Here is a 23,890-nt window from a genome sequence, read left to right on the forward strand (position 1 = left end):
GGTCTTCGACCACCCCTCTGAAAGAGGGGAATGTTGTGTGTAATTCCCCTCTTTCAGAGGGGTGCCCAACGGGTGGGGTGTCTTAAAAAGCCGCGGCAGTATTTTAATCCACAAATAATAATCGAACGGAGTTTATAGCTTCGCTAAAAACTAAAATTGGCTCGAAAATCATATCGAGCCAATTTATATTTTATTGCCGGTATGCTAAGCCAGAGGTTGGAGAGCTTGCTCCGATTTTCGGAGGGCTTCTACTTCATCCCCAACACATCTACACCTTGTTCAAAAATTACATCTACCGGAATGCCTTTTTGAGCCAATTTATCTAAATCAGCTTGTAGTTCTGGTTTGATAATTCCTCTTTCTTTTTGTGCTTTTTCTACTGCAACTTTATCGCCATTGCCTTGCAGTGCAAATGCTACAGCACTTAGCTCGTTCATGGCTGTGGCAAATTTATCGTAGTTTACTTTATAGGTTCCGGCTGCAGTACGTTCAAAAGCGCCTTTTTCTTGAAAGAAGTTAAAGCACTGCATATTCGCTTTTCCGTGTGCGCTAGAGGCTCCAAAACGTACCGAACGCAAAATTCCAGCCATGTAAGTAGTATAGAAATCTTTAATGTCTCCTTCTAATTCGCCTTTTTTAAGCAAACCAGTTACCATGTACAAGCCTAAAACATCGGCTTTGCCTTCTTCTAACCAAGAATATTGCTCTTGCAAAGCGGTACGCACCATTCCTTTGCCAGCAACCGTATTCTTAATGCCTAAACCATGAGCCACTTCATGGAACATTACGTTGACAAAAAAAGCATCAAACTTGATATGCTTTTGTTGTCCTGCATCGATCAATACTTTAGAAATTGGAACTAAGATTTTATCGAATTTCGCTTTCATTGCATTTTTCAACTGTGAACGGCGAGTCCCTTTTTCCTGTTGAATTTTTTCATCGTTTGGTAAGTTTACCGCAATGGTTTTAGAACCCGCATTGCAATCGCCTGCGTAGTACACTACATCATAAGCGTTCAATTCAGAATCGGTTCCTGGTACTTCCTTCTTATATTTAGCTTCTACTGGCAAGCCTTTTTGCAGTTCTGGAAGCATTGAAACATATTTTGCCAAACGTTTGCTCCACTCTTTGTCTTTAACAAGTACATAGCTTTCAAAAGAGGCTCTGGCGTTAAAAAGCTTGTCTTCATAATTCTCAATTGGACCAATAATGATGTCCAAGCCGTTCGATTTCATGTCTAACCAAGCATAATCGCTAGCGGTATAGTTGTCGGTTACCAAGGCATCCGCCCTAAGGTTCAAGTATTTCTTTAGTCCGGCATCATCAGCCAATAAAGCGGCCTGTTTTAGTAAACTGCTTGCCTTTTGTAACTCGGTAGCAAAGTAGATATGGTAAGGCACCGAGGTTAACTTGCCTGCATCTCTAATAATTACCGAGTAAAGCCCTTGTTTATCTTTCACGTCAGATTTTTCCAGCTCTTCCTTGGTCATATCCAAAGGATAAAAAGTAACGCCGAGTGGTTTTTCGCCAATGCCAGCAACAAAAGGTTTATCGCCGTTTAACCTATCCCAAGGGCCGTAATTAATTTTTACAAATTCCCTTGTTTTTTCATCCTTAATAGCTGCCAGTAAGCTGTCGCGTTGCGGATAAGCTTGCTTCCAAAACAGTTCGTCCATAATTTGCGCAGCTTCAATTAGTAAAGGTAAAACCTTGCGCTCATTTGGTGTCAATAAATTCAAATCGGTGCTCAATCTCACCTTTTCGTATATTGGAAGTCGTTGTGCTACATATTCTGTTAAAGAGTCTACATCTTTTTTTGCCGAACTTTCTTGTGTAGAATTTGTGCCTGTACATGCTGTAAAAGCTGTAGCTATTACAGCGCCCAACAGTATTGGTTTCACGATTTTGATATTTATTTTGCGCATATTCGATTGTTTTTTCGGGGTTTTGCGTTAATGTGCTAAATTAGTAAAAAATAAAAAGTTCAAATTTAACCACAAAGCCGCAAAGTACACAAAGAGTTGTAAGTTTTAGTCACGAATTGGCAAATAACTTCTTCCACTATGATAATTTTTCAAATCCTATTAATAATCCACATCAATGAAATCGAACAAATTTACAATCGTCTTTTTATCATCGGCATTGTTATTCCTTATTGCTTGTAGCACTTACAAATACAAGGCTACCGATAAAGTGTATAAAAACAATGCAAAATCATTTTCGAAGATTATTGCTGCCACCCCACCCGAAAACCAGCAAATGAACTCGCTTTTTAACGAACAGTACTTTGTTGGCACCACCAATATGGGCATTAGGAAACCAAACTTTGTGATGATACACCACACTGCGCAAGATTCGTTAGGACAAACTTTAAGAACTTTCACGCTCCCTCGTACCGGAACCAGCTCACATTATGTGGTAAGCAGAGATGGCAAAGTGGTGCAAATGGTAAACGATTATTTGCGGGCCCAACACGCTGGTGCTGGTAAATGGGGCCAAGTTACCGATATGAATTCTTGCTCAATAGGTATAGAAATGGATAATAACGGCACTACAGATCCTTGGACTGATGCTCAAATTAACAGCTTGTGTGCTTTGTTGAAAACCTTAAAGAAAAAATACAGCATTCCTGCTGCTAATTTTATTGGCCATGCAGATTATGCGCCAGGCCGTAAAAACGACCCTAAAAACTTCCCTTGGAAAACTTTAGCGCAACAAGGCTATGGTTTATGGTATGATGATGTTTTAGATAGCGTTCCAGAAAATTTTGACCCTATGGTTGGCTTAAAAGTAATTGGGTATAATTTACAACGGCCAAATTATGCCATAGAAGCTTTTAAAATTCACTATGTACAATCTGATATCAGCCCGATTTTAACAGAATTTGATAAACAGGTTATTTATAATTTGTATAGGAAGAATTTGTAGTTTAAATTGGGCCTATCGATGCTCTAAAAGCTTCGCTAGGCTTACCTAATCAAAGCTTCATAGTCATTCCTAATCCGTATGCCTTATTTTGATAAATGGGATAAGCAGCAAAGTTTGACTTAGATTTTTTATTAAAGAGTTTTTTCACATGTGGTAGCATGTAGTAAGCCAATTCGGTACTTAGTATGCCTATGCCTGCACCAGCAACCACATCTCCAAGCCAGTGTTTATTGTTTACTGTGCGATATAATGCGGTGTAAACGGCAAACGGATAGCCAAGTAAGCTTAAAACAACATCTTTACCTTGATATTCTCTAAACATCAGCTGTGCTGATACAAAAGCCGTGCTTGTATGGCCTGAAGGAAAGGAATGGTGATTCGAGCCATCTGGACGTTCTACATTTGTGAGCTGTTTTATTGGACGGACAATTGCCGTAGAGAGTAGGAAAGAAATAACATTCACTGCCGCAACATCCCCTATGTCATGATTTCCTTTTACTCCTGCAAGATTAAGTCCATAAACGAAGGCCATTGGTGCAAATTGAGTGTAGTCGTCTAAACCATTACCCTTCATCTTCATGTCCTTTACTTTGTTTTGCCAAGAAGTGTTCAGTTTCTGAAGGTGTGGATTTTCTAAGCTAGCTACGCCGTAGGTTATGAGCAAAACTGGCGCTACCATTTTTTTAAGGGGAGTTCTTGAATTTAGGAATCGCTGTATTCATCGAAATTAACAACATATACTAGTTTAGTTGTGTCAAAATTTTGAGGAGTTTTAGCGTAAGTAAATGCAGAAGAAACTGCAAAGAAGAACATTAAAATTAAATTTTTCATAAATAGGTTGTTTAAGTCAAAAATAATTGTTTTGACAAAACATAGATAAAAAACCCCACAACCCTGAGCTATAAAATGCTGTTAGCTAATTGATTGCTGGATTAACATCGGTCTACTATATAAAAAAAAGCCTTAATTTATGTCCAATTCAGATTTATATCGTTTTTTAAGGCTTGTTATTGGATGTGATTTGCCATGGAAACTACTAAAGTTCACTACAGCCAACGAAATGTAACACAAACATTGACTTCTTTGATAACAGGTTATTTATAATTTGTATAGGAAAAATCTTTAAAAAAATCCCCGAAACATTTCTATTTCGGGGATTTTTGTATGTTAAGAGAACTACCTATCGATAGAACCCATTACTTTAGCAGAAAAAGCGTTTAATGCTTCACGAGGCTCTAAACCTCCATTTACGCTTTCGTGTACTTCTAGTGCACCGCAAATGTTGGTAATCATTTCTCCGGCTACATCAACCTCTGCCTCACTTACTCCTCTAAATTCGCAAAAAGCCTCTAACACTTCCAAGGTTGCATTTAACTGCTCAGGTGTTGCGTTTTCGAAAAACTGCCTAATTACAGGAACTTTCATAACTACTTGATTTTAGTAAATAAATCGGTTAGCACTTCTGCTTTGTTAGTTTGAGCCTGATCAACCAGAGCACCGTTTTCAAAAGCAGCGAAAGTGGGTAAGTTATCTACTTTTGCAAACTGTCTAGAACCCGGAAACTTCTCAGCATCAACAATTAAAAATGCTACATCTTCATTTTCTGCTGCTAATTTTTTAAACTTTGGTTTCATGATACGGCAGTTGCCACACCACGAAGCTGCATATTGCACCATCACTTTCTTATTGTCTGAAAGGTATTGGCCTAAATTATCTTCTGTTAATTCTAAAAACATGATTTTAAAAGATTTTTAACCACAAAGGCACTAAAACACAAAGGTTTTCTTTATACTTCGTGTTCTTTGTGCCTTTGTGGTTTTTCTGTTCTAATTAATTAGCACTTAAGTACTCAGCAACGCCAGTTCTAGTTGCGTTCATTGCCGATTTACCTTCTTCCCAGTTAGCTGGGCAAACTTCGCCATGTTTTTGTACGTGAGCGTAAGCATCAATTAAACGTAAATATTCTTTCACGTTTCTGCCCAGAGGCATATCATTTACACTTTCGTGGAATACCTTGCCAGTCTCATCAATTAAATAAGTAGCACGGTACGATACGTTTGAACCAGAGAAAACTTCTTCGCCTTCTTCGGTATAATCTACTTCTTGATCTAAGATACCTAAAGTACCTGCCAATTGTCTGTGTGTATCAGCAATTAAAGGGTAGGTTACACCTTCAATACCGCCGTTATCCTTAGCTGTGTTTAACCAAGCAAAGTGAACTTCGTTGGTATCGCAAGATGCGCCAATTACTACCGTATTTCTTTCTTTGAAATCTGCTAAAGCTGCTTGGAAAGCGTGTAATTCGGTAGGGCAAACAAAAGTGAAATCTTTTGGATACCAGAATAATAATACTTTAGAGTTATTTTTTACTGCTTCTTCAAATACGTTGATTTTCAAATCGTCGCCCATTTCAGACATGGCATCAACTGTAATACTAGGGAATTTTTTACCTACGAAACTCATAATTATTTTTGTTTTTAAATTTTTCTTGCCGCAAAGATAGGGTAAAACAAAGGCTAAGACAATCCAAAACCGATACTAAATTTTGATATCCTTATAGACAAAAACTATTTTTTTAAGTGAAATATTAAATTTTAACTATAGCAAAAAGCCCCGATTTTTATCGGGGCTGCTATTCTTTTTGCTAATCGCAAACTGCTAACTTAATATTGTTAACTGCCAACTGTACTAATCTTCAATTCTTTCAATTGCTTATTATCAATTGTGCTTGGGCTATCAATCATTACATCTCTGCCCGAGTTGTTTTTAGGGAAAGCAATTACATCTCTAATGGTATCTAAACCCGCAAAAAGAGATACCAAACGGTCGAAACCGAAGGCTAAACCACCGTGTGGCGGAGCGCCATATTCGAAAGCATCTAACAAGAAGCCAAATTGTTTTTTCGCTTCTTCATCAGAAAAACCTAAATGCTTAAACATTAAAGCCTGTGTTTCCTTATCGTGTATACGGATAGAACCACCGCCAATTTCAGTACCGTTCAATACCATATCGTAAGCATTTGCTCGTACCTCGCCTGGTTTGGTATCTAACAGAGCGATATCTTCTGGCTTTGGCGAAGTAAAAGGGTGGTGCATGGCGTGATAGCGTTCACTTTCCTCATCCCATTCTAACAGTGGGAAATCTAACACCCAAAGTGCCGAAAACTTATCTTTATCGCGTAAGCCTAAACGAGAACCCATTTCTAAACGCAGCTCGTTCATTTGTTTTTGTACTTTTTCTTTTACCGCACCAGCTAAAACCAATACTAAATCGCCTGGCTCGGTTTGTAACGCTGCCGACCATTTTTTCAGTTCATCCTCGTTGTAAAACTTATCTACCGACGATTTTAATGAACCATCTTCGTTGTGGCGCATGTAAATCAAACCAGTAGCACCAATTTGAGGTTTCTTCACAAAATCTGTTAATTCATCTAACTGCTTACGAGTGTAATGTGCACAACCTTTAGCGTTAATGCCCACTACCAATTCTGCGTTATCGAAAACTGCAAAATCTTTGCCTTTAACGATAGCGTTAAGCTCTACAAAAAGCATTTCGAAACGCGTATCTGGCTTGTCAGAACCATATAAACGCATGGCATCGCTGTATTGCATACGAGGTACTTCTGGCAAATCAATGCCTTTAATTTCTTTGAACAAAGTTCTAATCAAACCCTCGAAAGTGTTCAAAATATCTTCTTGCTCTACAAACGACATTTCGCAGTCTATTTGTGTAAACTCTGGCTGTCTATCCGCACGTAAATCTTCATCCCTAAAGCATTTCACAATTTGGAAATACCTATCGAAACCAGAAACCATTAGCAATTGCTTAAAAGTTTGTGGCGATTGTGGCAATGCGTAAAACTCGCCAGCATTCATCCGGCTAGGTACCACAAAATCACGAGCACCTTCTGGCGTAGATTTAATTAAAACAGGTGTTTCTACCTCAATAAAATCTAATCCATCTAAATACCTACGTACCGATTGTGCCATTCTGTGACGCAAAACCATGTTGTTACGCACGGGGTTTCTACGTAAATCCAAGTAACGATATTTCATGCGTAAATCGTCGCCACCATCAGTTTCATCAGCAATTAAGAACGGAGGCAATTTCGCTGCGTTCAAAATCTCTAGTGAAGTAACCTTTATTTCGATATCTCCAGTTGGGATTTCTTTATTTTTATTGGTACGCTCAACTACAGTTCCGCTCACTTTAATCACAAATTCTCTACCAAGTTCACGGGCTTGCTGGCATAAATTGGCATTATCGTTCATGTTAAATACCAATTGGGTAATGCCATAACGATCGCGGATGTCGATAAAAGTCATTCCGCCCAAATCTCTAGAGTTCTGCATCCAGCCGCACAAAGTAACGTTTTCGCCCAAGTTTTCGAGGTTTAACGCACCGCAAGTAGTTGTTCTTAACATATTTATTTCAAATGTATAAGCCGCAAAAGTACGAATTGATTTATGATTTACGATTTACGATTTTAGATTTAGCCTTTAAAGGAGTTAAATAATCCTTTTTTGAAGAGCAATACCTGTTTTTCAATCAACGTTAGTCCGGCTTTACACTGCAACTCCTCTCCCGAGGCAAGCTCGGGATGCGGGGTTTCCGTTTCAATCCGGTCTAGTTAACATCGCCTTTTGCCAATATTTCTAGGTCAGCTCTAAGTCGGTCTAAAACCTGCTTTGTAGCAATTACAAAAATTACATTTAAACATTCTAGCTATATTTGCCAACCCTTAAAACAATTCGGATCTTGCTTGTCAATCCAATTTTTGGGGAACCAGACATTAATTATTCATACGAAATCAAACAATTTATGAAGAGAATTATCGCTGTTCTAATCTTAGCTATTTTTGCATTACCATCAGTTGCACAGCACAAAAAAGTAAATTTCACTAAAGAATTTATCAAACAAAACAGGGGTAAATTCCATATCGAAGTAAACGAGTTAAAGGAACTACTCATCACTATGCTGGCCATTACCAATTCTGGTCTCGAAAACGATGACATGTTTGAGCAGAAAGGGGAGTGCATTATCAAAACATCTTAAAGCAATTTAAACCATTTAAAACCGAGCCCATTATCCTTAAAATGGATTCGCTGATGAAAGTGACGCCGCTTAACTATATTTTCTTTACGGGTAACTCGCAAACCTATCAATTCGATGCTGATACTTTAAAACCAAGTGAGGTATATTTGTTTACCGCCAATGCAGCGGCCAACGTAAAAATCGATAAAAATCCAATTTCTACCTATAAAAAAGAAATTGAGGCTTTTGCCAAAAAATCGGGCTTCAGGAAGTTTTACCAAAGCCAACAGCCGCTATACCGACAAATTTATGATGACTATAAGCGTAAGGTAAACCTCGAAAAGCAATGGAAATGGCTGGAGAAAAATTTCGAAGCGAAAAATGATTGTTATGTAATCTACACCTCCCCGCTAATTAACGGGCTAAACTACACCACAGGTTATACCGAAGGCGATTTTAAATTAATTGAAATGGTTTTACCGGCGGTTTCAGACCCAGAAGGTAAGAGTGGAAAAGCTTCGGAAGCGTTTAATACCAGGGTAATGTTTACAGAAATTGACCACAATTATGTTGACATACCCAGCAAAAAATTGAAAGCCGATATAGAAGCGGCATTAAAGGATCGCAACAAGTGGGTAAATAAAAAAGCCTACGGAACGGAATATTATCCAAACGGAGAAAAGGTTTTTAACGAGTACATGACCTTCGCCGTATTTATTCTTTACGCCCAAGAAAATTGGAAACGTGACCCTAAATTAATTGCCGAAATCGAAAAAGAAGTGATTGAAATTATGATCAGTCGTGGTTTTACAAAGATGAATGAGTTTACTGCAACCTTGAAAAACCTGCGTTCAAAAGGTAAGAAGCAAAAAATAGATCAACTTTATCCAGCATTGATCAAATGGTGTGCTGTGCAGTAGCAGCTTAATCCTTGGTGTACTAAGTGAAAATTAGTTTGTGGCAGCAATTGCTTGCTGTTTTGTTTTACTCAAAATAAGAGTATTCCCCAAGGTTTTTCTATCTTCGGTAAGATTTTATCGAAATATCAAATTATGATCAAACAACTTTCTTGTGTTTTTACACTTCTTGCCTTTTCTTTTTTACAGTCGTTAGCGCAAACAGCACCTACAGCTTTAACTGCTAATAATATTACAGCAAATACAACAACCGTTAGTTGGGTAGCTTCTACAGCAACGCTATCGACTTCTGTTAGAGCAGAAGGTTTTGAGCAGCCTTTTGGTACACAAGTTTGGAGCAACGGCGGTTACGATTGGTTTTTCGATTATAATGACGATATTAGAGAATACAATGGGGGTGCTCATACAGGAGCTAGTTCGTGGTATGTTAGAGGTTCTGCCGACAGGAGCACCTTTTTTGTAATATTCCGTTGAACATTAAAGGTTTTTGGGCAAATTTTTATACTTTCTCTTCAAGTAACGAAACCTAAACCATTAAAGGTTTTAGTGAGACTGGAGTAGAGCTGTATTCGAAAATCGTTAGTGCTGGCCCTTTCGGGGGTGGTGGTTTCGAATACGTTAGCCTTAATTGGGAGAATGTTAAGAAAATAAACATTAGTTACCGTCAAGATCCTAATTTAAGCTTAATGGTTGACGATTTGGAATTTACGCCTGCTGCAAATGCCTACCCATACTATTTATCTACCAGCAACACTGCTCCAAGCAATAACACTGCCGCAACTAGTGTAGCTACGGGAACAAGCATTAATCTAAGTAATTTACAGCCATCTACTACGTACTACCTTTGGATGCGCACTTACAATGGCGACAGCTATGGCAACTGGACAGTTAGCCCTTTAAGCTTTACCACAGCACCTCAAGTATTGCCAATAGAGCTTAAAAGTTTACAGGCCGAAGTTAAGGGAAACAACTTACTTGTAAATTGGCAAACCAGCAGCGAAAGTAACAACAGCCACTTTTTTGTTCAGGTTCCTGCTAATGGCCGCACTTGGACCGATTTAGCCAAAGTAGCTTCAAAAGCAGCCAATGGTAATGCTGCAACCGAGCTAAGTTATACTTTCAGCTTTCCGTTAGGGCAAATTGCCTTGGCTGGTTTTGGTTTATTGGGCTTATTTTTATTGCCGGCTACCCGAAACAAATGGCTTAGGTTGTTAATGGTTGCTTTAGTAATAGGTGGTATGGCAGGTTGCGCTAAAACATCCGAATTGTCTGACGAATTAAATAATGGCTTAAAAACTGGGCAGGCAATTTATGTAAGGCTTGCGCAGGTAGATTTAAACGGCACCATAAATTATAGCGAAGCTGTACTGGTAAAAAGGTAGCAATTAGATGTTTGTTAGGCAATAATTAGTCATTGTGGGTAAATGGTAAATGTTTTGAGCACTTATTAACCATCATCAAAATCTCACATCTCATATCTCAAAACTCACATCTATTTCTTATTTTGCACCAATGCAGTTTAAAGAGATTATTGGACAAGAAGACGTAAAGCAACACTTATTGCAAACCGTAGCCGAAAACAGGGTTAGCCATGCGCAACTCTTTCTTTCGCCTGCCGGAAGTGGTGCAGTGCCCTTGGCTATTGCATACGCCCAGTACATTAACTGCCAAGACAGAACAGCCGAAGATAGCTGTGGCGAATGTGCTTCTTGCCGTAAATACGAACGCCTAATTCATCCAGATTTACATTTCTCCTATCCATTTTTTGCTTCTAAAGATGTGAAAATTGCGACAGATGTGCTGGAAGAATGGCGCAACATGGTGCTCGAAAATCCTTACTTCGATTTAGATATTTGGCGCTCTAAATTAAGTGCAGATAACAAGCAGGCGAACATCAACATTGCCGAGGCGCACGATATCATCAAAAAATTAAGCTACAAAGCTTTCGAGGCCGATACCAAAGTGCTCATTATGTGGTTGCCAGAGTATTTAGATAGGGAAGGAAATGCACTACTTAAAATTATTGAAGAACCGCCTGCGAAAACCCTGTTTATCTTGATTGCACAGAACCAAGAACAGATTTTATCCACTATTTTATCTCGTACACAGATTGTAAAAATTCCTAAGTTGCAAGATGAAGTGGTAAAACAGTATTTGATAGATAAAGCCAATCTCTCAGACCACCAAGCAGAAGAATACAGCTTTTTGGCTGATGGAAATTTGATTGAAGCCAATGCTTTGCTGGCCGACCAAGCGAATAACAATGCGGGATATTTTGCAGAGTGGTTGCGTATGGCTTACGGTAACCGAGTACCAGATATGATGGCTTTTACCGAAACTGCGGCAAGCTGGGGCAGGGAAAATCAGAAAAATTATATCAAGTACGGTATCAACTTTTTGCGTGAGTGTGGATTAATTATTAGTGGAGCCGAGGTATTGGTAAAACTGCCTCCTCAGCACCTAGAAGTAGCAAAAAAATTATCAGGGGTATTAAATATGGCCATGGTAGAAGCCTTAATTAACGAATTAGAAAAGGCGCATTACCATATCGAGCGTAATGCGAATCCGAAAATTCTGTTTTTAGATGTATCTTTACAACTGGTAAAAATTATAAAGTTTAAAACGCTCCCGAAAGGGACTCAATATATATACAGTTAATTATGGGATGTGGAAGTTGCTCGTCGGGAGGTGGTTGTGCCCCCGCTGGCTGCAAAAGTAATGGCTCTTGCCTTACTGGAGGCTGCCAAAAAATGGAAGTACACGACTGGCTGTCTAACCTGGATATGCCATCAAATTATAGATCTTTTCCAATTATAGAAGTTAAATTTAAAGGCTCCAGAAAAGAGTTTTTTGTGAATAACGATGATATCTATTTGGAAATTGGCGAATTGATTGCCGTTGAAGGTGCTACTGGCGGCTACGATATTGGACACGTTTCGCTAACTGGCGAATTGGTGCGCACGCAATTGAAACGTAGGAAGACGCCGATAGATCAGGTTACGCGTAAGGTTTACAGAAAAGCCACAGAAGCTGATGTAGAAAAATGGAAAATAGCAAAAGGCTTAGAGTGGGAAACCATGCATAAAGCCCGTACGTTGGCTTTAGATCTAAAGCTTTCTATGAAAATTAGCGACGTAGATTACCAAGGCGATAGAACAAAGGCAACTTTCTTTTATACCGCCGAGGGTAGGGTAGATTTTAGGGAACTGATCAAAAAAATGGCCGAGGCTTTTCGTATACGAATCGAGATGCGCCAAGTTGGTATGCGCCAGGAAGCTGGCCGTTTGGGTGGTATCGGTTCTTGCGGTCGCGAATTGTGCTGCTCTACTTGGTTAACTAACTTTAAAACGGTTTCTACGGCTGCGGCACGTTACCAAAACCTTTCGCTAAATACCTTAAAACTTGCCGGGCAATGTGGTAAGTTAAAGTGCTGCTTAAACTACGAGTTGGATACTTATTTAGATGCTCTGAAAGATATTCCAGATCGTATCGAATCGCTACAAACCGAAGTTGGTGTTGCCCGTCATCAAAAAACAGATATCTTCAAAAAACTGATGTGGTTCAGTTATGCTAATCAAGAAGATTGGATCCCGTTAAAGGTTGACCGTGTGAAAGAAATCATGGCGATGAACAAACGCGGCGAAAAGCCAAGCAACTTGAAAGACGAAGCGGTGGAATTGAAAACTACGGCTGTGGTAGAAAAAACGCATGACTACGAAAATGTGGTTGGTCAGGACAGCTTAACCCGCTTAGATGAGAAAAATCGCAACAGGAACAATCGTAACCGTAGCAATAAAGACCGCAACAATAGAGAACGAGGAGAGCGTGGAGAACGTGACAGAAATAGGCCTCAGTCTAATCAAGGTGGCGATAAAGAGAACGGCGAGAATAGAAACGGACAAGCCGGAGCTAAAAACAGAGATAGACACCAGAACCAAAATAGGCAGCAACAGGCTAAATCTTCGGAAAAGCCTCAGCAAGAGCAAAATCCAAGAAACCAGCAGAAAAAGGAAAATCGGCCACAACAAAACCAGCGTCAACCTCAAAAGCCTGTAGAAGATAAGGCGAATAACCAGCCTAGTTCAAAGGCGGAAGCGCCTCAAGCGCAAGGCGAAGGTGGTAACCCAGAGCAAAAGCGTAACAATAGAAATAGAAATAAAAACCGCAATAGGAATAGGCAGCAAGGAGATAAAAATAAAGACCAAGGACCAAAGCCAAATGAATAGGAGTAAGGGATTAGGGATTAGGAATAAGGTTGAGCTGTGCGAAATCCCGATGCTTCGGGAAGCTAAGGGAGAGGAAGGCAAAGCTTTAGAAGTTAGAAGGACTATGCAGTATGCTTGTCCCCCTTTGGAGGGGGTAGGGGGAGGATTTTTAACAAATATCTTCTCTAAATTGCATATTATTGCCATTTTCTGCTTTTTATTTACTTTCTTTTCCTGCAATTTCAACACCATAGTTGATACCAATCAAAGTATCGAAGATAACCAATGGTTGTACGCTAATGCTGCAAAGGCCGATTTTGAAATTAAGGATGTAACCAGGCCTTATCAAGTTAATTTCAAATTGCGTATTAATACAGCATATCGGTATTCAAATTTGTTTGTATTAGCAACTTTAAAGGATGCGAAAAGTAGAAAAAAGATCCGCTATCAGTTTAAACTAGCGAAAGCCGATGGCACTTGGTTAGGTAAAGGGTCGGGAGATTTGTATACTTACTCTTTTCCACTACTTAAAAACCATCGCTTTGCGGATACCGGAAAATACAGCATAGAGATAGAACAAAATATGCGAGATAACCCATTAGTTGGTATCAGCGATGTGGGTATTGAAGTGAAGTGATTTACGATTTTAGATTTACGAATTGGTCGTGGTACTATTAAAAGCTTTGCATTCTTCGTGTCTTTGTGGTTAAAATTATTAAATTGCTGCAAGGTTATATTGTTGGAAGTTTGGAAGATAATTTAATCATTCAAAATTCTAACATTTAGTCATTATTGTATATGAGAAAGAGATTATTGGCGGCTTGTCTGCTATTGGTTACATTTTCGGTAAACGCTGCCGAAATCAAATTTTTAGAAAATCCTACATGGACTTCTGTACTGGAGAAAGCAAAAAAGGAAAACAAGATCATCTTTTTAGATGCTTATGCAACTTGGTGTGGTCCATGTAAGCAAATGGATGCAGAAACCTACACCAATCAAGCAGTCGCTGATTTTTATAATGCAAATTTCATTAACGTAAAATACGATATGGAAAAGGGCGAAGGCGCAATGCTGGCCGACAGGTATTATGTTTCTGCCTATCCAAATTTGATCTTTATCAGCCCAGATGGCGTAATGTTACACAAGGGTATAGGTTTTGTTGCGGCAGATGAGTTTTTGGCTTTGGCTAAGGAAGCAAAAAATCCAGAAGCACAATATTATACGCTAAAAAAGAATGCTTTGAAGCTAAACAATGCACAGTTTTTAAATTTTGCAAAACAAGCTGTAGAACTACAAGATGAAGATTTTGGATATATCAGCAAAGATTTTTTAGCGGCAAAACCCGATATTTTAGGTGATTCGGATTTGGTTGACTTGATTATGAATTATGCGTTTGTACTGCCCAAAGAAAAGGATTTAACGTATTTCTCTACCAGCAAAAATAAAATCATTAAAGTAGGTAAGTATAGCGAAGATGATTTTGAGGAACGTTTGGTAAGTTTAGCCATTCAGTTTGCCCTTTCTGAAGAGGTGCAGGTTACAGAAGAGATAGACTTTGAAGCGGTTAAAAGTATATTGGATAAATATGTTCCTAAAAGTTCGTTTTTCGTTTTTAACTACTTTAAAACCCAATATTTCTTAGAAAACAAAGAAACAGACCAGGCGTTAACTGCTTTTAATGAGATTTTGGATAACCCGGATAAAGCAGGTTATCAGCAAATATGTAATGCCATGATGGCTTTTGGTCCCATCTTATTTGAGGAAGGCAAGTTGGATACTTATTTAGATAAGTTTAATGCTATTCCGGTTGCTGCAAAAGAAAAGGAAGTAGCTTATTTAAAAGATTTTGTGAAAGCAATTATCTACATTAAAACCAAACAAACCGATAAATTTAAAGGAATTGCAAATACCATGTTAGCGGATGCCAATACTCCAGAGGAAATTAAAAAAGATCTGAGAGCGGCGTTGCAGAATATGGGTGCTAATTAAGTTAAAAGTAGAAAGTCAAAAGTTAAAACTTGTTTAATCGGTTAACTGTTGAAGTTGGTTAATCGTATTTTTACTAGCTTTCCTATCTCGTCATCCCAGATTTAGTCTGGGATCTTAAAGAGATAGCAATTTCTTTTCCATCAATTAAAAAAAATCATTCAAAATTTACAAAAGCGGCAGCAGCTGCTCCAATGCCATTCCTCTGCTTCCTTTCAACAGAATAAGCGAGTTTTTCCAGTTTTGGCTTTCAATAAACGTAGTAGCTTCTATTGGTGTAGCAAAAAAGTTAGTGTTAAAATTGCCTTTGGCATTATAAAAGTGATGGCCTATAAATATTAACGTGTCAATTTTATTTTCAATTGCCAGTGCTATGATGCGTTCGTGTTGTGTAGCAGATTCATCGCCCAGCTCAAACATGTCTCCCAAAATAGCAACCTTATGAGTAGAAGTGAGGCTGTTTAAATTGGTAATGGCGGCAGCCATACTGCTAGGGTTGGCATTATAAAAATCGCAGATGACAGTATTCTTTTCTGTTTTAGTCAACTGAGAGCGGTTGTTGTTAGGGAAGTAATCGGCTAAGCCTTTATTAATCTCCGCAGGGCTCAATTTAAAGAAGCAACCAATGCTAATGGCGGCTAAAATATTCTCGAAATTATAGGTGCCCGTGAGGTTTGCTTTGGCTTCGTGGCTTTCTCCATTAAAACTCCAATTAAACTCAATTAGCGGATCACCGTGTTTCAATACACCTTGTACGGCGCCTTTCTCGGCAATATTATAGCGAACTATATTTTTAACACCAGCCTTGTTCACCATTTCGGTTAAATCTTTGTTTGTCGCATTTACAAAAGCGTAGCCATTGTTTTGGCTCAGATAAGCATATAGTTCTGCCTTGCCTTTTTTCACTCCTTCGAAACCGCCAAAGCCCTCTAAATGTGCCATACCAACATTGCTAATCAAACCGTGGGTAGGCTGTGCAATGTTGCTTAAGAGTTCAATCTCCTTTTGGTGGTTAGCGCCCATTTCAATCACGGCAATTTCTATATCATCAGCTATGCTTAAAATAGATAAAGGCACGCCAATGTGGTTGTTTAAGTTGCCTTTGGTAGCAAAAACCTTAAAATGTTCGGCTAGTACCGCCCTAATCAATTCTTTGGTAGTAGTTTTGCCGTTGCTTCCTGTTAGTCCAACTACTGGAATGTTCAATTGCTTCCTATGATGCTTAGCTAGCTCTTGTAAAGTGCTCAACACATCATCCACCAATATAAATTGATCGCCTTTGGCATACGTCGGATTATCTACAATGGCAAATGCCGCACCATCAGCTATCGCCTTCTCTGCAAACTGGTTGGCATCGAATTTATCGCCCTTTAAGGCAAAAAACAAACAACCTTCGCTAATAGAACGGGTGTCTGTACAAATTACAGAATGTTTTAAATAGTGTTGATAAAGCTGTTCGATGTTAACCATGTTGCCAAATGTATAAATAGTACTTTGTAAAATTACGAATGCTTCAATGAAATCAAATTTTCTTTTAGTAATATTGATGTAGCCACAGATGCACGGATATTTTTTGTCGCAGAGTTATCGTACTCTTTTTTTATTGAAATCAAATCTGTGCATCTATGGCTTTTAATAGCGAGGTATGAAAAGAACTTTACTAGTTTTATGGTTGGGGTTATTTGCCTCGTCCTTATTTGCGCAAATACAAAGCCCTGATAACTTTTTAGGTTACGAATTGGGTACTCGTTTTTCTGCGCATCAAAAGGTAGTCGATTATTTTAAAGAGGTTGCCGCAAAGGCAGGAAACGTAAAGCTGCAATCTTACGGCAAAACCTACGAAGGAAGAGAATTACTGTTGGCTATCATTTCTGATGCCTCTAACATGCAACGTTTAGAGCAAATTAGAACCAACAACATTGCTATCTCTAATAATGATAAATCGGTAAAGTTAGCTAAACAACCCGTAATTGTTTGGCTAAGCTACAATGTACACGGCAACGAAGCCAACTCTACCGAGACAGCGATGAAAGTGTTATACACTTTAGCAGCAGCGAAGGATGAAAAAACTAAGCAATGGTTAAAGAATACGATAGTAATTATCGACCCTTGCTTAAACCCCGATGGGAGAGAGCGGTACGTAAATTATTTTAATAGTGTGGTTGGTACGGTGCCTAATCCAGACCCAGCGGCTAGAGAACATTATGAGCCTTGGCCGGGTGGCAGAAGTAACCATTACTATTTTGATCTGAACCGCGATTGGGCTTGGCAAACGCAAATAGAAAGTGAGCAAAGATTAAGGCAATATCACCAGTGGTTGCCACAGGTTCATGTCGATTTTCATGAGCAGGGTTACAACGAGCCCTATTACTTCGCACCAGCTGCAGAGCCGATACATCAATCGGTTACCGCTTGGCAAAGGGATTTTCAGGTCATCGTAGGAAAAAATAACGCAAAGTATTTCGATGAAAATGGTTGGCAATACTTTACCAAAGAACGTTTCGATTTACTTTATCCATCTTATGGCGATACCTATCCGTTGTATAATGGCGCTATAGGGATGACTTACGAACAGGGCGGGATAAAAGCAGGCTTGGCCGTGGTCACCGCAGATGGAGATACCTTGACCTTGAAAGATCGCATATCACATCACTTTGCTACGTCTATGTCTACCTTGGAAATTTCATCGGCCTATGCCGAAAAATTGGTGACCGAATTCAGGAAGTTCTTTGAACAAAGTTTAACACCAGCTACGGCTTACAAAAGCTATGTAATTAAAGCCCAAAATATTTCGAGATTGAGAAAACTAGCCGAACTGCTGACGAAAAATAAAATCAGCTATGCCTTTGGCTCTGAAAAAGGCGACAGGAGCTTAAATGGTTATAACTACGAAACGCAAAAAGTTGAATCTTTTAAGCTGGAGCGAAACGATATGGTGGTGAATGTGGCGCAGAAACATGGGGTGCTCGCCAACATTTTATTTGAACCGCAAACTTTTGTTGCCGATTCTAATACTTATGACATTACCGCTTGGGCATTGCCTTATGCTTATGGCTTAAATGCTTATGGTTTAAAGGAAAATGTTTTGGGTGGCCATTCGTTTATAGAAGAGCCAAAAAGAATTTTGCCAAGCGTAGCAAAACCTTATGCTTGGGTGTTGGCTTGGGGTTCAATAGAAGAAGCAAAAACTTTAGTGGCTTTGCAGCAAAAAGACATCAAAGTGAGAATGGCCGAACAAGCTTTTACCATTGGCGGCGTTAACTACAAAGCGGGTACCTTACTGGTGTACAGGGCCGAGAACGAAAAGAAGAACAAAAACTTCACATCGGTTATACAACAATTACTTACACAAAATAATGTAGTTTTTAGCGTATTAGGCTCGGGCTATGTAGAAAAAGGCAAAGATTTTGGCTCGTCGAGCTACAGGTTATTAGCTACACCAAAAATAGCTGTATTGGGCGGTCAAGAAACTTCTTCGCAGTCGCTGGGCGAGATCTGGCATTTTTTTGAGCAAGAATTAAATTATCCAATATCTATAGTCAATGTAGCTACTGCCGCAAACCTGGATATCAATCAAATCAATACTTTAATTGTACCAGATGGTTACTATGCCGAGAAACTTGCCGAGCAATTGGCAATCTGGGTAAGTACCGGCGGTAAGTTGATTTTATTAGAGGATGCCATTGCAGCGGTTATAGGAAAGAAGCCGTTTCAAATCAAACGCAGAGAAGAACCTAAAAACAACGATGCAAAGAGTAATACGCAAGCCTACAGCAGCAGAGATCACGATGATTTTAGCAATTCTATTCCTGGGGCCATCTATAAAGTATACTTAGATCAAACACATCCGTTAAGCTATGGCATTGGTAAATACTACTACACCCTAAAAACTGATGCCAATATTTATGAGCCCTTTGAAAATGGATATAACATCGGTTTGCTAAAGCCAGATAGCTACGTTGCTGGCGTTGCTGGTGCTAAGGTTAAGGCTAAAATTGCTTCGGGCATGTTGTATGGTGTTCAAGAAATTGGTAAAGGTCGAGTTTTATATATCGCAACAGGGTTGATTTTTAGGCAGTTTTGGGAAGGAGGTAAGCAGGTGTTGGTAAATGGGGTGTTTTTGGATTAGGGAGGCGAGAATTGGGATAAGCTATGTTGAATTCTTAAAATGTTTAAAACTCGCTAAATGTTAAAAATTGTTAAATAAAATTTGTGTTACATAAGTAATTCGTCTATATTTAGCCTCATAATTAACTATTAACTAACCTAATTTTAAAATTTTTATGAAAAAACTTCTACGAAGTTTGTTCATTTTGCTATGCGTTGCTAGTACAGCTATGGCGCAAAATAGAACAATTACTGGTACAGTTACCTCTAAAGAAGATGGACTTCCAATACCAGGGGTAAGTGTAAAAGTAAGAGGCACAAATGTAGGTGTGTCAACGGGTGCAGATGGTAAGTTCGCAGTTTCTGTTCCTGCTAACGCTACGGTGTTAGAAATTAGTTCAATTGGCTATACTGCTCAAACGATAGCATTAGGAACTAGCAACACTGTTAATGTATCACTTGATACCGACTCAAAGTCGCTTAACGAAGTTGTAGTAACCACGGGGTATACTACAATTAATAGAAAAGCGTTCTCTGGCGCAACAGCAACAGTTTCTACTGCTGAAGTGGCTAAACAGACTTTTGGCTCTTTCGATCAGGCGTTGCAAGGTTCTGCATCGGGTGTAAGTGTTACAGCAAACGGAGGGCAGCCTGGGCAAAATGCTGTTGTTCGTATTAGAGGTAATGGATCTATTTCTGGTAATAATGTGCCTTTGTATATTATGGATGGAATAGAGATCTCTGCGGCAGATTTTCAATCTGTCAATCAAGGCGACTTTGAGAGCATTGAAGTCTTAAAAGATGCAGTATCTACAGGTATCTATGGATCAAGGGGTGCAAATGGTGTAATTGTAATCACTACCAAAAAAGGTAAGGCTGGACAGTTGCAAATCAATTATGATTTGCAAATAGGGCGTTCTAAAATGCCTGAAGATAGACTGATCGTAATGAACAGTCAGCAAAAAATTGATTATGAATTGAGAAATGGGAACCCGTATGAATGGACTGATGAACAAGCCGATAGTTTAAGAGCTGTTAATTTCGATTGGAAAGACGCTTTGTTTCAAACAGGTGCGACTCAACAACATCAGATTTCTGCAAGTGCGGGTAGTGAAAAAAGCAAGGTTTACGGCTCACTATCATTTTTAGATCAGGATGGTATTGTTAGAACAACAGGTTTAAAACGATATACTGCAAGATTAAACATGGATAACATTGTAAACAATTTTAGATTTGGCTTAGGTTTGCAAGGAGGCTATTCTAATAGAAACAACACTTTGGAAGGTGATGCAGTAACGAATATGCCATTGAATGCGATACGTTGGAGTAACCCTTATGAAGTAGATAGGTTACCTGATGGAAGTTATAATAACTTCAGAGGCAATTTATTATCTGGACAGCCTAATGGTGCAATGGAATTATTCGAAAATAAGCGTAACACTAAACAGCTGAAGGGAATTGGTACGGCATATTTAGAATATCACATTCCTGCCGTTGAGGGACTTTATGCTAGAACAAATTGGGGTATAGACTATACTCAAAACGAGGGCGATACCTATATCAGCCCTATTACTTCTACCGGCTTTGCAAGACAAGGTGCCTTAACTAGGTCAATGAGCAGAAATTTCCGTTACACCGGAACCTCTTCTTTAAATTATAAAAATACTTTCGATAAGCACGAGCTTAACGGAGGAGTGTTTTTTGAGGTAGTTAAAAATGACTATAGAACGTTCGGTTTCTCAGGTTTCGGATTAGATAACGGCTTTCCAAATGAGACCGGTATCACTCCTGGTTCAGCTGCGAATGAAAATTACATCCCAACGGTAAATGGTAACGGTAATCAAACTGGTTTAATGTCAGTATTTGCTTCTTTAAATTATGGCTATAATAGTAAATATTACATCAATGCGGTAATTAGAAGAGATGGCTCTTCTCGTTTCGGTTTAGATAGACGATGGGCTAATTTTGGGTCTATCGGTGCTACTTGGGCTATCGATAGAGAGGATTTCGTCAAAGAAATCTCTTGGATTAGTCAATTAAACCTAAGAGCTAGTTACGGTACTTCAGGAAACCAACCGATCAATGAATATCCGCTATCACAGTTGACTAAGACCGCTTACGCTGGAGTAACTGCATGGACTCCGACTATTTCAGGAAATCAATTGTTAACTTGGGAAACCAATAAAACTTTCAACGTTGGTTTAGATTTTGGTGTATTTAAAAATCGATTGAGTGGTACTTTAGAATATTATAATAGGTTAGCGATTAATCAGTTCTATAATGTTCCCGTAGATCCTTCTGTTTCGGGCTTTACTACTGTACCAGGCAACTTTGGAGACTTGAGAAATAGAGGTGTTGAATTTTCACTTAGAGGTGATGTGATCAAAACAACTGAATTTAGTTGGAATTTAGGTGCAAACATTTCTTACAATCAAAACAAAATTTTGTCGCTACCAGAAAATGATAGAATTGAAGGCGAGACCATTTTATCTGAAGGAAGTCCTAGAAATACGCTTTTCTTAGTTCCATATGTAGGTGTTGATCCAGCGACAGGTAACGCATTGTACAGAAAGTTAGATGGTACGATCACTCCAAATTTTGACGCCAATGATAAGGTGAAGTTGGGTACATCTGATGCACCATGGTTTGGTGGTATTACAACTAGATTTGCCTATAAGGGTTTTGACTTGAGTGCTCAGCTTAATTTTTTCTTGGATAGAGTAATGTACAATGCAGATCTAGTTAATTTAACGAGGCCTGATTATTTCTACGACAATCTGGCTGCAGAAATGTTAAATGAATGGACACCAACTAATACCAATACCAATGTGCCAAGATTTGATGCTTCAGGCGGTAATGATTTTCAAGCAGAAACTTCTAGATTCGTAGAGGATGCTAGTTTCTGGAGACTGCGAAATGTCACTTTAGGATACACTTTTCGTCCAACGTTACTATCAAGTTTGAAAATAAAATCCGCTAGAGTGTTCGTTCAAGGACAAAATTTATGGACATCAACCAAATTTAGAAGTTTCGATCCAGAGGCTACGGGCTCAGTTTTAGCTGGTGCGCAGTATCCATCGCTTGTTCAGGCAACTTTTGGTTTAAGTATTGGTTTTTAATCTTTGATGTTATGTTTAATATAAAATATATGTATAAAAAAATAGCTCTTTTGGCAATGGTAGGTATATTATCGTTGAGTAGCTGCCAAAAAGATTTAATCGAGCTAACACCAGATTTTACGCTTGATGCGGAAAATAACCCATCGAACATGGTTCAAATTGAACATGTGCTTAATGGCGCTTATGCTGGATTAAGGGCTGCCGATTATTATGGCTCTGGTAGTGGGACTGGAAGTGTGTCGGCGTTGATGCCAGATGTAATGAGTGATAATTTATTTGAAACAAACCAATCATTAGCCAACTCTAGGCCAATGTCTCAATTGGTATTTCAGATTAATGAAGATCAAATTACTAGATTTTACAACGCAGGTTACAAGGTTGTTTCAAGTGCTAACATCGTGCTGCAAAACATAGATAAGTTCGCGACAGCTGCAAATGCCAAACAAGTTAATAGGATCAAAGGTCAGGCCTTGGCGCTTAGAGCTTTAGCTCACTTTGATATGTTTAAGTATTTTGCTGAAGACTATGACCGCAATAGCACCACTACTTTAGCGCTTAATTATGGGAAGGAATTTAAAGTAGATGTAAATGCAAAACCCTCACGCCTAAATAACAAGCAATTCTATGACGAGCTTTTAGCGGATTTAAATGCTGCACAGGGATTTTTAGGCGATGTTGATAATGCCAATTATTACATCACAGGTTTAGTGAAGCCAAGGCTATCTTTAGCAGCAGTTCATTTGTTAAAAGCGAGAGTTTATCTATATGCTAAGATGTACCCAGAAGCAATAGCATCGGCTACGGCGGGCATTGCGATAGCACCGACATTGGTGAACACGCAGACTGCTTTCAGCGGAATGTACAATCAGACTGCTGCGGGAGAAATTATTTGGAATGTGCAATTCGATGCAAACCAAGGAGGCCCGACGAATTTGGTATATTTCGCTACTCAGACGCAAAGTTATTTTAGACCAGCTTTAGAGATTGCTACAGTTGCTGGTACAACAGGTTTAATTAGATCAACAGATATCAGGTATGCAGCATACTTTGCTAATGTTAGGCAATTGGCCTCAAATCCGCAGGCTTTGGCATTAATTAAGTATAGAGGTAAATCCGCTTTGTCTAATGCCAATGCAAATTTTATAGCAATGAAGACGGCAGAGTTATACTTGATCAGAGCAGAGGCTTATGCCAAAAGTTCACCAGCGCAAGAAGCATTAGCTATTGCTGATTTAAATGCTGTGCGTACCGCTAGAATTGCTGGTTACGTTCCAGAAGTTTTGGTAGGGTCTGCATTAACAGATGCTATTGCTAATGAGAGAAGAAGAGAGTTTGTAGGAGAAGGACACAGGTTCTTCGATTTAAAAAGGACTACAAGAACGCTCCAAAGAGGGAGTACCTGTGGGGTGCCAAGTTTATCTCCAATAACTAACTGTTCATTGGCGCCAACAGCTAGAGAGTGGTCCTTTCCAATTACTCAAACATTGGCTAATGCTAATAATAATTTGCAGCAAAATCCAAGTTGGAGATAACATGTGAAATATAAATTAAAACAAAAGGGAGCGATGAAAATTGCTCCCTTTTGTTTTTAAAA

The 23,890-nt window shown here is 38.9% G+C and carries 19 protein-coding genes; 12 read left to right on the top strand and 7 right to left on the bottom strand.

Annotated features, from left to right (window positions below; translation table 11 throughout):
- Positions 1 to 248 precede the first annotated feature (248 nt).
- Positions 249 to 1,901, bottom strand: coding sequence for a dipeptidyl-peptidase 3 family protein (locus OVA16_RS05760; RefSeq protein WP_267764117.1), 1,653 nt, complete (start codon positions 1,899 to 1,901; stop codon positions 249 to 251).
- Between the two features lie 199 nt (positions 1,902 to 2,100).
- On the opposite strand from OVA16_RS05760, the gene OVA16_RS05765 reads away from it, so the two are divergent.
- Positions 2,101 to 2,928 carry an N-acetylmuramoyl-L-alanine amidase gene (locus tag OVA16_RS05765; RefSeq protein WP_267764119.1) on the top strand — a complete coding sequence of 276 codons (828 nt, stop codon included), beginning with the start codon at positions 2,101 to 2,103 and terminating at the stop codon, positions 2,926 to 2,928.
- Positions 2,929 to 2,977: 49 nt separating this feature from the next.
- Here OVA16_RS05765 and OVA16_RS05770 read toward each other — a convergent pair whose 3' ends face one another.
- From OVA16_RS05770 to aspS, 5 genes are all read right to left on the bottom strand, one after another.
- Positions 2,978 to 3,607: a phosphatase PAP2 family protein gene (locus OVA16_RS05770; protein ID WP_267764121.1), complete on the bottom strand. Its 630-nt coding sequence runs from the start codon at positions 3,605 to 3,607 to the stop codon at positions 2,978 to 2,980.
- Positions 3,608 to 4,104: 497 nt separating this feature from the next.
- Positions 4,105 to 4,353, bottom strand: coding sequence for a DUF6952 family protein (locus OVA16_RS05775; protein ID WP_267764122.1), 249 nt, complete (start codon positions 4,351 to 4,353; stop codon positions 4,105 to 4,107).
- Positions 4,354 to 4,355: 2 nt separating this feature from the next.
- Positions 4,356 to 4,664: a thioredoxin family protein gene (locus OVA16_RS05780; RefSeq protein ID WP_267764123.1), complete on the bottom strand. Its 309-nt coding sequence runs from the start codon at positions 4,662 to 4,664 to the stop codon at positions 4,356 to 4,358.
- Between the two features lie 94 nt (positions 4,665 to 4,758).
- Positions 4,759 to 5,391 (bottom strand): peroxiredoxin, encoded by a 633-nt coding sequence (locus OVA16_RS05785; protein ID WP_267764124.1) that lies wholly within the window; start codon positions 5,389 to 5,391, stop codon positions 4,759 to 4,761.
- Positions 5,392 to 5,600: 209 nt separating this feature from the next.
- Positions 5,601 to 7,352, bottom strand: coding sequence for an aspartate--tRNA ligase (gene aspS / locus OVA16_RS05790; protein WP_267764126.1), 1,752 nt, complete (start codon positions 7,350 to 7,352; stop codon positions 5,601 to 5,603).
- Positions 7,353 to 7,749: 397 nt separating this feature from the next.
- On the opposite strand from aspS, the gene OVA16_RS05795 reads away from it, so the two are divergent.
- From OVA16_RS05795 to OVA16_RS05830, 8 genes are all read left to right on the top strand, one after another.
- A complete protein-coding gene (locus OVA16_RS05795) occupies positions 7,750 to 7,983 on the top strand; it encodes a hypothetical protein (RefSeq protein WP_267764127.1) in 234 nt (77 codons plus the stop codon).
- Positions 7,984 to 8,024: 41 nt separating this feature from the next.
- On the top strand, positions 8,025 to 8,882 hold the full coding sequence (locus OVA16_RS05800; RefSeq protein WP_267764129.1) for a DUF4932 domain-containing protein: 858 nt from the start codon (positions 8,025 to 8,027) through the stop codon (positions 8,880 to 8,882).
- A 132-nt stretch (positions 8,883 to 9,014) separates the two neighbouring features.
- Positions 9,015 to 9,353 (top strand): hypothetical protein, encoded by a 339-nt coding sequence (locus tag OVA16_RS05805; protein ID WP_267764131.1) that lies wholly within the window; start codon positions 9,015 to 9,017, stop codon positions 9,351 to 9,353.
- Positions 9,354 to 9,565: 212 nt separating this feature from the next.
- Positions 9,566 to 10,261, top strand: coding sequence for a fibronectin type III domain-containing protein (locus OVA16_RS05810; RefSeq protein ID WP_267764133.1), 696 nt, complete (start codon positions 9,566 to 9,568; stop codon positions 10,259 to 10,261).
- Positions 10,262 to 10,391: 130 nt separating this feature from the next.
- Positions 10,392 to 11,537 carry an ATP-binding protein gene (locus tag OVA16_RS05815; RefSeq protein WP_267764134.1) on the top strand — a complete coding sequence of 382 codons (1,146 nt, stop codon included), beginning with the start codon at positions 10,392 to 10,394 and terminating at the stop codon, positions 11,535 to 11,537.
- 2 nt (positions 11,538 to 11,539) lie between these two features.
- Positions 11,540 to 13,105: a PSP1 domain-containing protein gene (locus tag OVA16_RS05820; RefSeq protein ID WP_267764136.1), complete on the top strand. Its 1,566-nt coding sequence runs from the start codon at positions 11,540 to 11,542 to the stop codon at positions 13,103 to 13,105.
- On the top strand, positions 13,098 to 13,721 hold the full coding sequence (locus OVA16_RS05825; RefSeq protein WP_267764137.1) for a gliding motility lipoprotein GldH: 624 nt from the start codon (positions 13,098 to 13,100) through the stop codon (positions 13,719 to 13,721). Before OVA16_RS05820 ends, OVA16_RS05825 begins: the two co-directional genes overlap by 8 nt.
- 161 nt (positions 13,722 to 13,882) lie before the next feature.
- On the top strand, positions 13,883 to 15,073 hold the full coding sequence (locus tag OVA16_RS05830) for a thioredoxin family protein (protein ID WP_267764139.1): 1,191 nt from the start codon (positions 13,883 to 13,885) through the stop codon (positions 15,071 to 15,073).
- A gap of 165 nt (positions 15,074 to 15,238) precedes the next feature.
- Here the strand turns inward: OVA16_RS05830 and OVA16_RS05835 are convergent, their stop codons facing one another.
- Positions 15,239 to 16,540 carry a UDP-N-acetylmuramoyl-tripeptide--D-alanyl-D-alanine ligase gene (locus tag OVA16_RS05835; protein ID WP_267764140.1) on the bottom strand — a complete coding sequence of 434 codons (1,302 nt, stop codon included), beginning with the start codon at positions 16,538 to 16,540 and terminating at the stop codon, positions 15,239 to 15,241.
- A gap of 175 nt (positions 16,541 to 16,715) precedes the next feature.
- On the opposite strand from OVA16_RS05835, the gene OVA16_RS05840 reads away from it, so the two are divergent.
- From OVA16_RS05840 to OVA16_RS05850, 3 genes are all read left to right on the top strand, one after another.
- A complete protein-coding gene (locus OVA16_RS05840; protein WP_267764142.1) occupies positions 16,716 to 19,199 on the top strand; it encodes a M14 family metallopeptidase in 2,484 nt (827 codons plus the stop codon).
- Between the two features lie 154 nt (positions 19,200 to 19,353).
- Positions 19,354 to 22,296, top strand: coding sequence for a SusC/RagA family TonB-linked outer membrane protein (locus tag OVA16_RS05845; RefSeq protein ID WP_267764144.1), 2,943 nt, complete (start codon positions 19,354 to 19,356; stop codon positions 22,294 to 22,296).
- 29 nt (positions 22,297 to 22,325) lie between these two features.
- Positions 22,326 to 23,828: a RagB/SusD family nutrient uptake outer membrane protein gene (locus OVA16_RS05850; RefSeq protein WP_267764145.1), complete on the top strand. Its 1,503-nt coding sequence runs from the start codon at positions 22,326 to 22,328 to the stop codon at positions 23,826 to 23,828.
- Positions 23,829 to 23,890: the final 62 nt, after the last annotated feature.

The organism is Pedobacter sp. SL55 (assembly GCF_026625705.1).
Taxonomy (GTDB): domain Bacteria; phylum Bacteroidota; class Bacteroidia; order Sphingobacteriales; family Sphingobacteriaceae; genus Pedobacter.

What these genes read in the sequence shown, in the direction of transcription:
- OVA16_RS05765 (WP_267764119.1), top strand. Translation starts at nt 2,101, where the DNA reads ATGAAATCGAACAAATTTACAATCGTCTTTTTATCATCGGCATTGTTA.
- OVA16_RS05770 (WP_267764121.1), bottom strand. Translation starts at nt 3,607, where the DNA reads ATGGTAGCGCCAGTTTTGCTCATAACCTACGGCGTAGCTAGCTTAGAA.
- OVA16_RS05775 (WP_267764122.1), bottom strand. Translation starts at nt 4,353, where the DNA reads ATGAAAGTTCCTGTAATTAGGCAGTTTTTCGAAAACGCAACACCTGAG.
- OVA16_RS05780 (WP_267764123.1), bottom strand. Translation starts at nt 4,664, where the DNA reads ATGTTTTTAGAATTAACAGAAGATAATTTAGGCCAATACCTTTCAGAC.
- OVA16_RS05785 (WP_267764124.1), bottom strand. Translation starts at nt 5,391, where the DNA reads ATGAGTTTCGTAGGTAAAAAATTCCCTAGTATTACAGTTGATGCCATG.
- aspS (WP_267764126.1), bottom strand. Translation starts at nt 7,352, where the DNA reads ATGTTAAGAACAACTACTTGCGGTGCGTTAAACCTCGAAAACTTGGGC.
- OVA16_RS05795 (WP_267764127.1), top strand. Translation starts at nt 7,750, where the DNA reads ATGAAGAGAATTATCGCTGTTCTAATCTTAGCTATTTTTGCATTACCA.
- OVA16_RS05800 (WP_267764129.1), top strand. Translation starts at nt 8,025, where the DNA reads ATGGATTCGCTGATGAAAGTGACGCCGCTTAACTATATTTTCTTTACG.
- OVA16_RS05805 (WP_267764131.1), top strand. Translation starts at nt 9,015, where the DNA reads ATGATCAAACAACTTTCTTGTGTTTTTACACTTCTTGCCTTTTCTTTT.
- OVA16_RS05810 (WP_267764133.1), top strand. Translation starts at nt 9,566, where the DNA reads ATGGTTGACGATTTGGAATTTACGCCTGCTGCAAATGCCTACCCATAC.
- OVA16_RS05815 (WP_267764134.1), top strand. Translation starts at nt 10,392, where the DNA reads ATGCAGTTTAAAGAGATTATTGGACAAGAAGACGTAAAGCAACACTTA.
- OVA16_RS05820 (WP_267764136.1), top strand. Translation starts at nt 11,540, where the DNA reads ATGGGATGTGGAAGTTGCTCGTCGGGAGGTGGTTGTGCCCCCGCTGGC.
- OVA16_RS05825 (WP_267764137.1), top strand. Translation starts at nt 13,098, where the DNA reads ATGAATAGGAGTAAGGGATTAGGGATTAGGAATAAGGTTGAGCTGTGC.
- OVA16_RS05830 (WP_267764139.1), top strand. Translation starts at nt 13,883, where the DNA reads ATGAGAAAGAGATTATTGGCGGCTTGTCTGCTATTGGTTACATTTTCG.
- OVA16_RS05835 (WP_267764140.1), bottom strand. Translation starts at nt 16,540, where the DNA reads ATGGTTAACATCGAACAGCTTTATCAACACTATTTAAAACATTCTGTA.
- OVA16_RS05840 (WP_267764142.1), top strand. Translation starts at nt 16,716, where the DNA reads ATGAAAAGAACTTTACTAGTTTTATGGTTGGGGTTATTTGCCTCGTCC.
- OVA16_RS05845 (WP_267764144.1), top strand. Translation starts at nt 19,354, where the DNA reads ATGAAAAAACTTCTACGAAGTTTGTTCATTTTGCTATGCGTTGCTAGT.
- OVA16_RS05850 (WP_267764145.1), top strand. Translation starts at nt 22,326, where the DNA reads ATGTATAAAAAAATAGCTCTTTTGGCAATGGTAGGTATATTATCGTTG.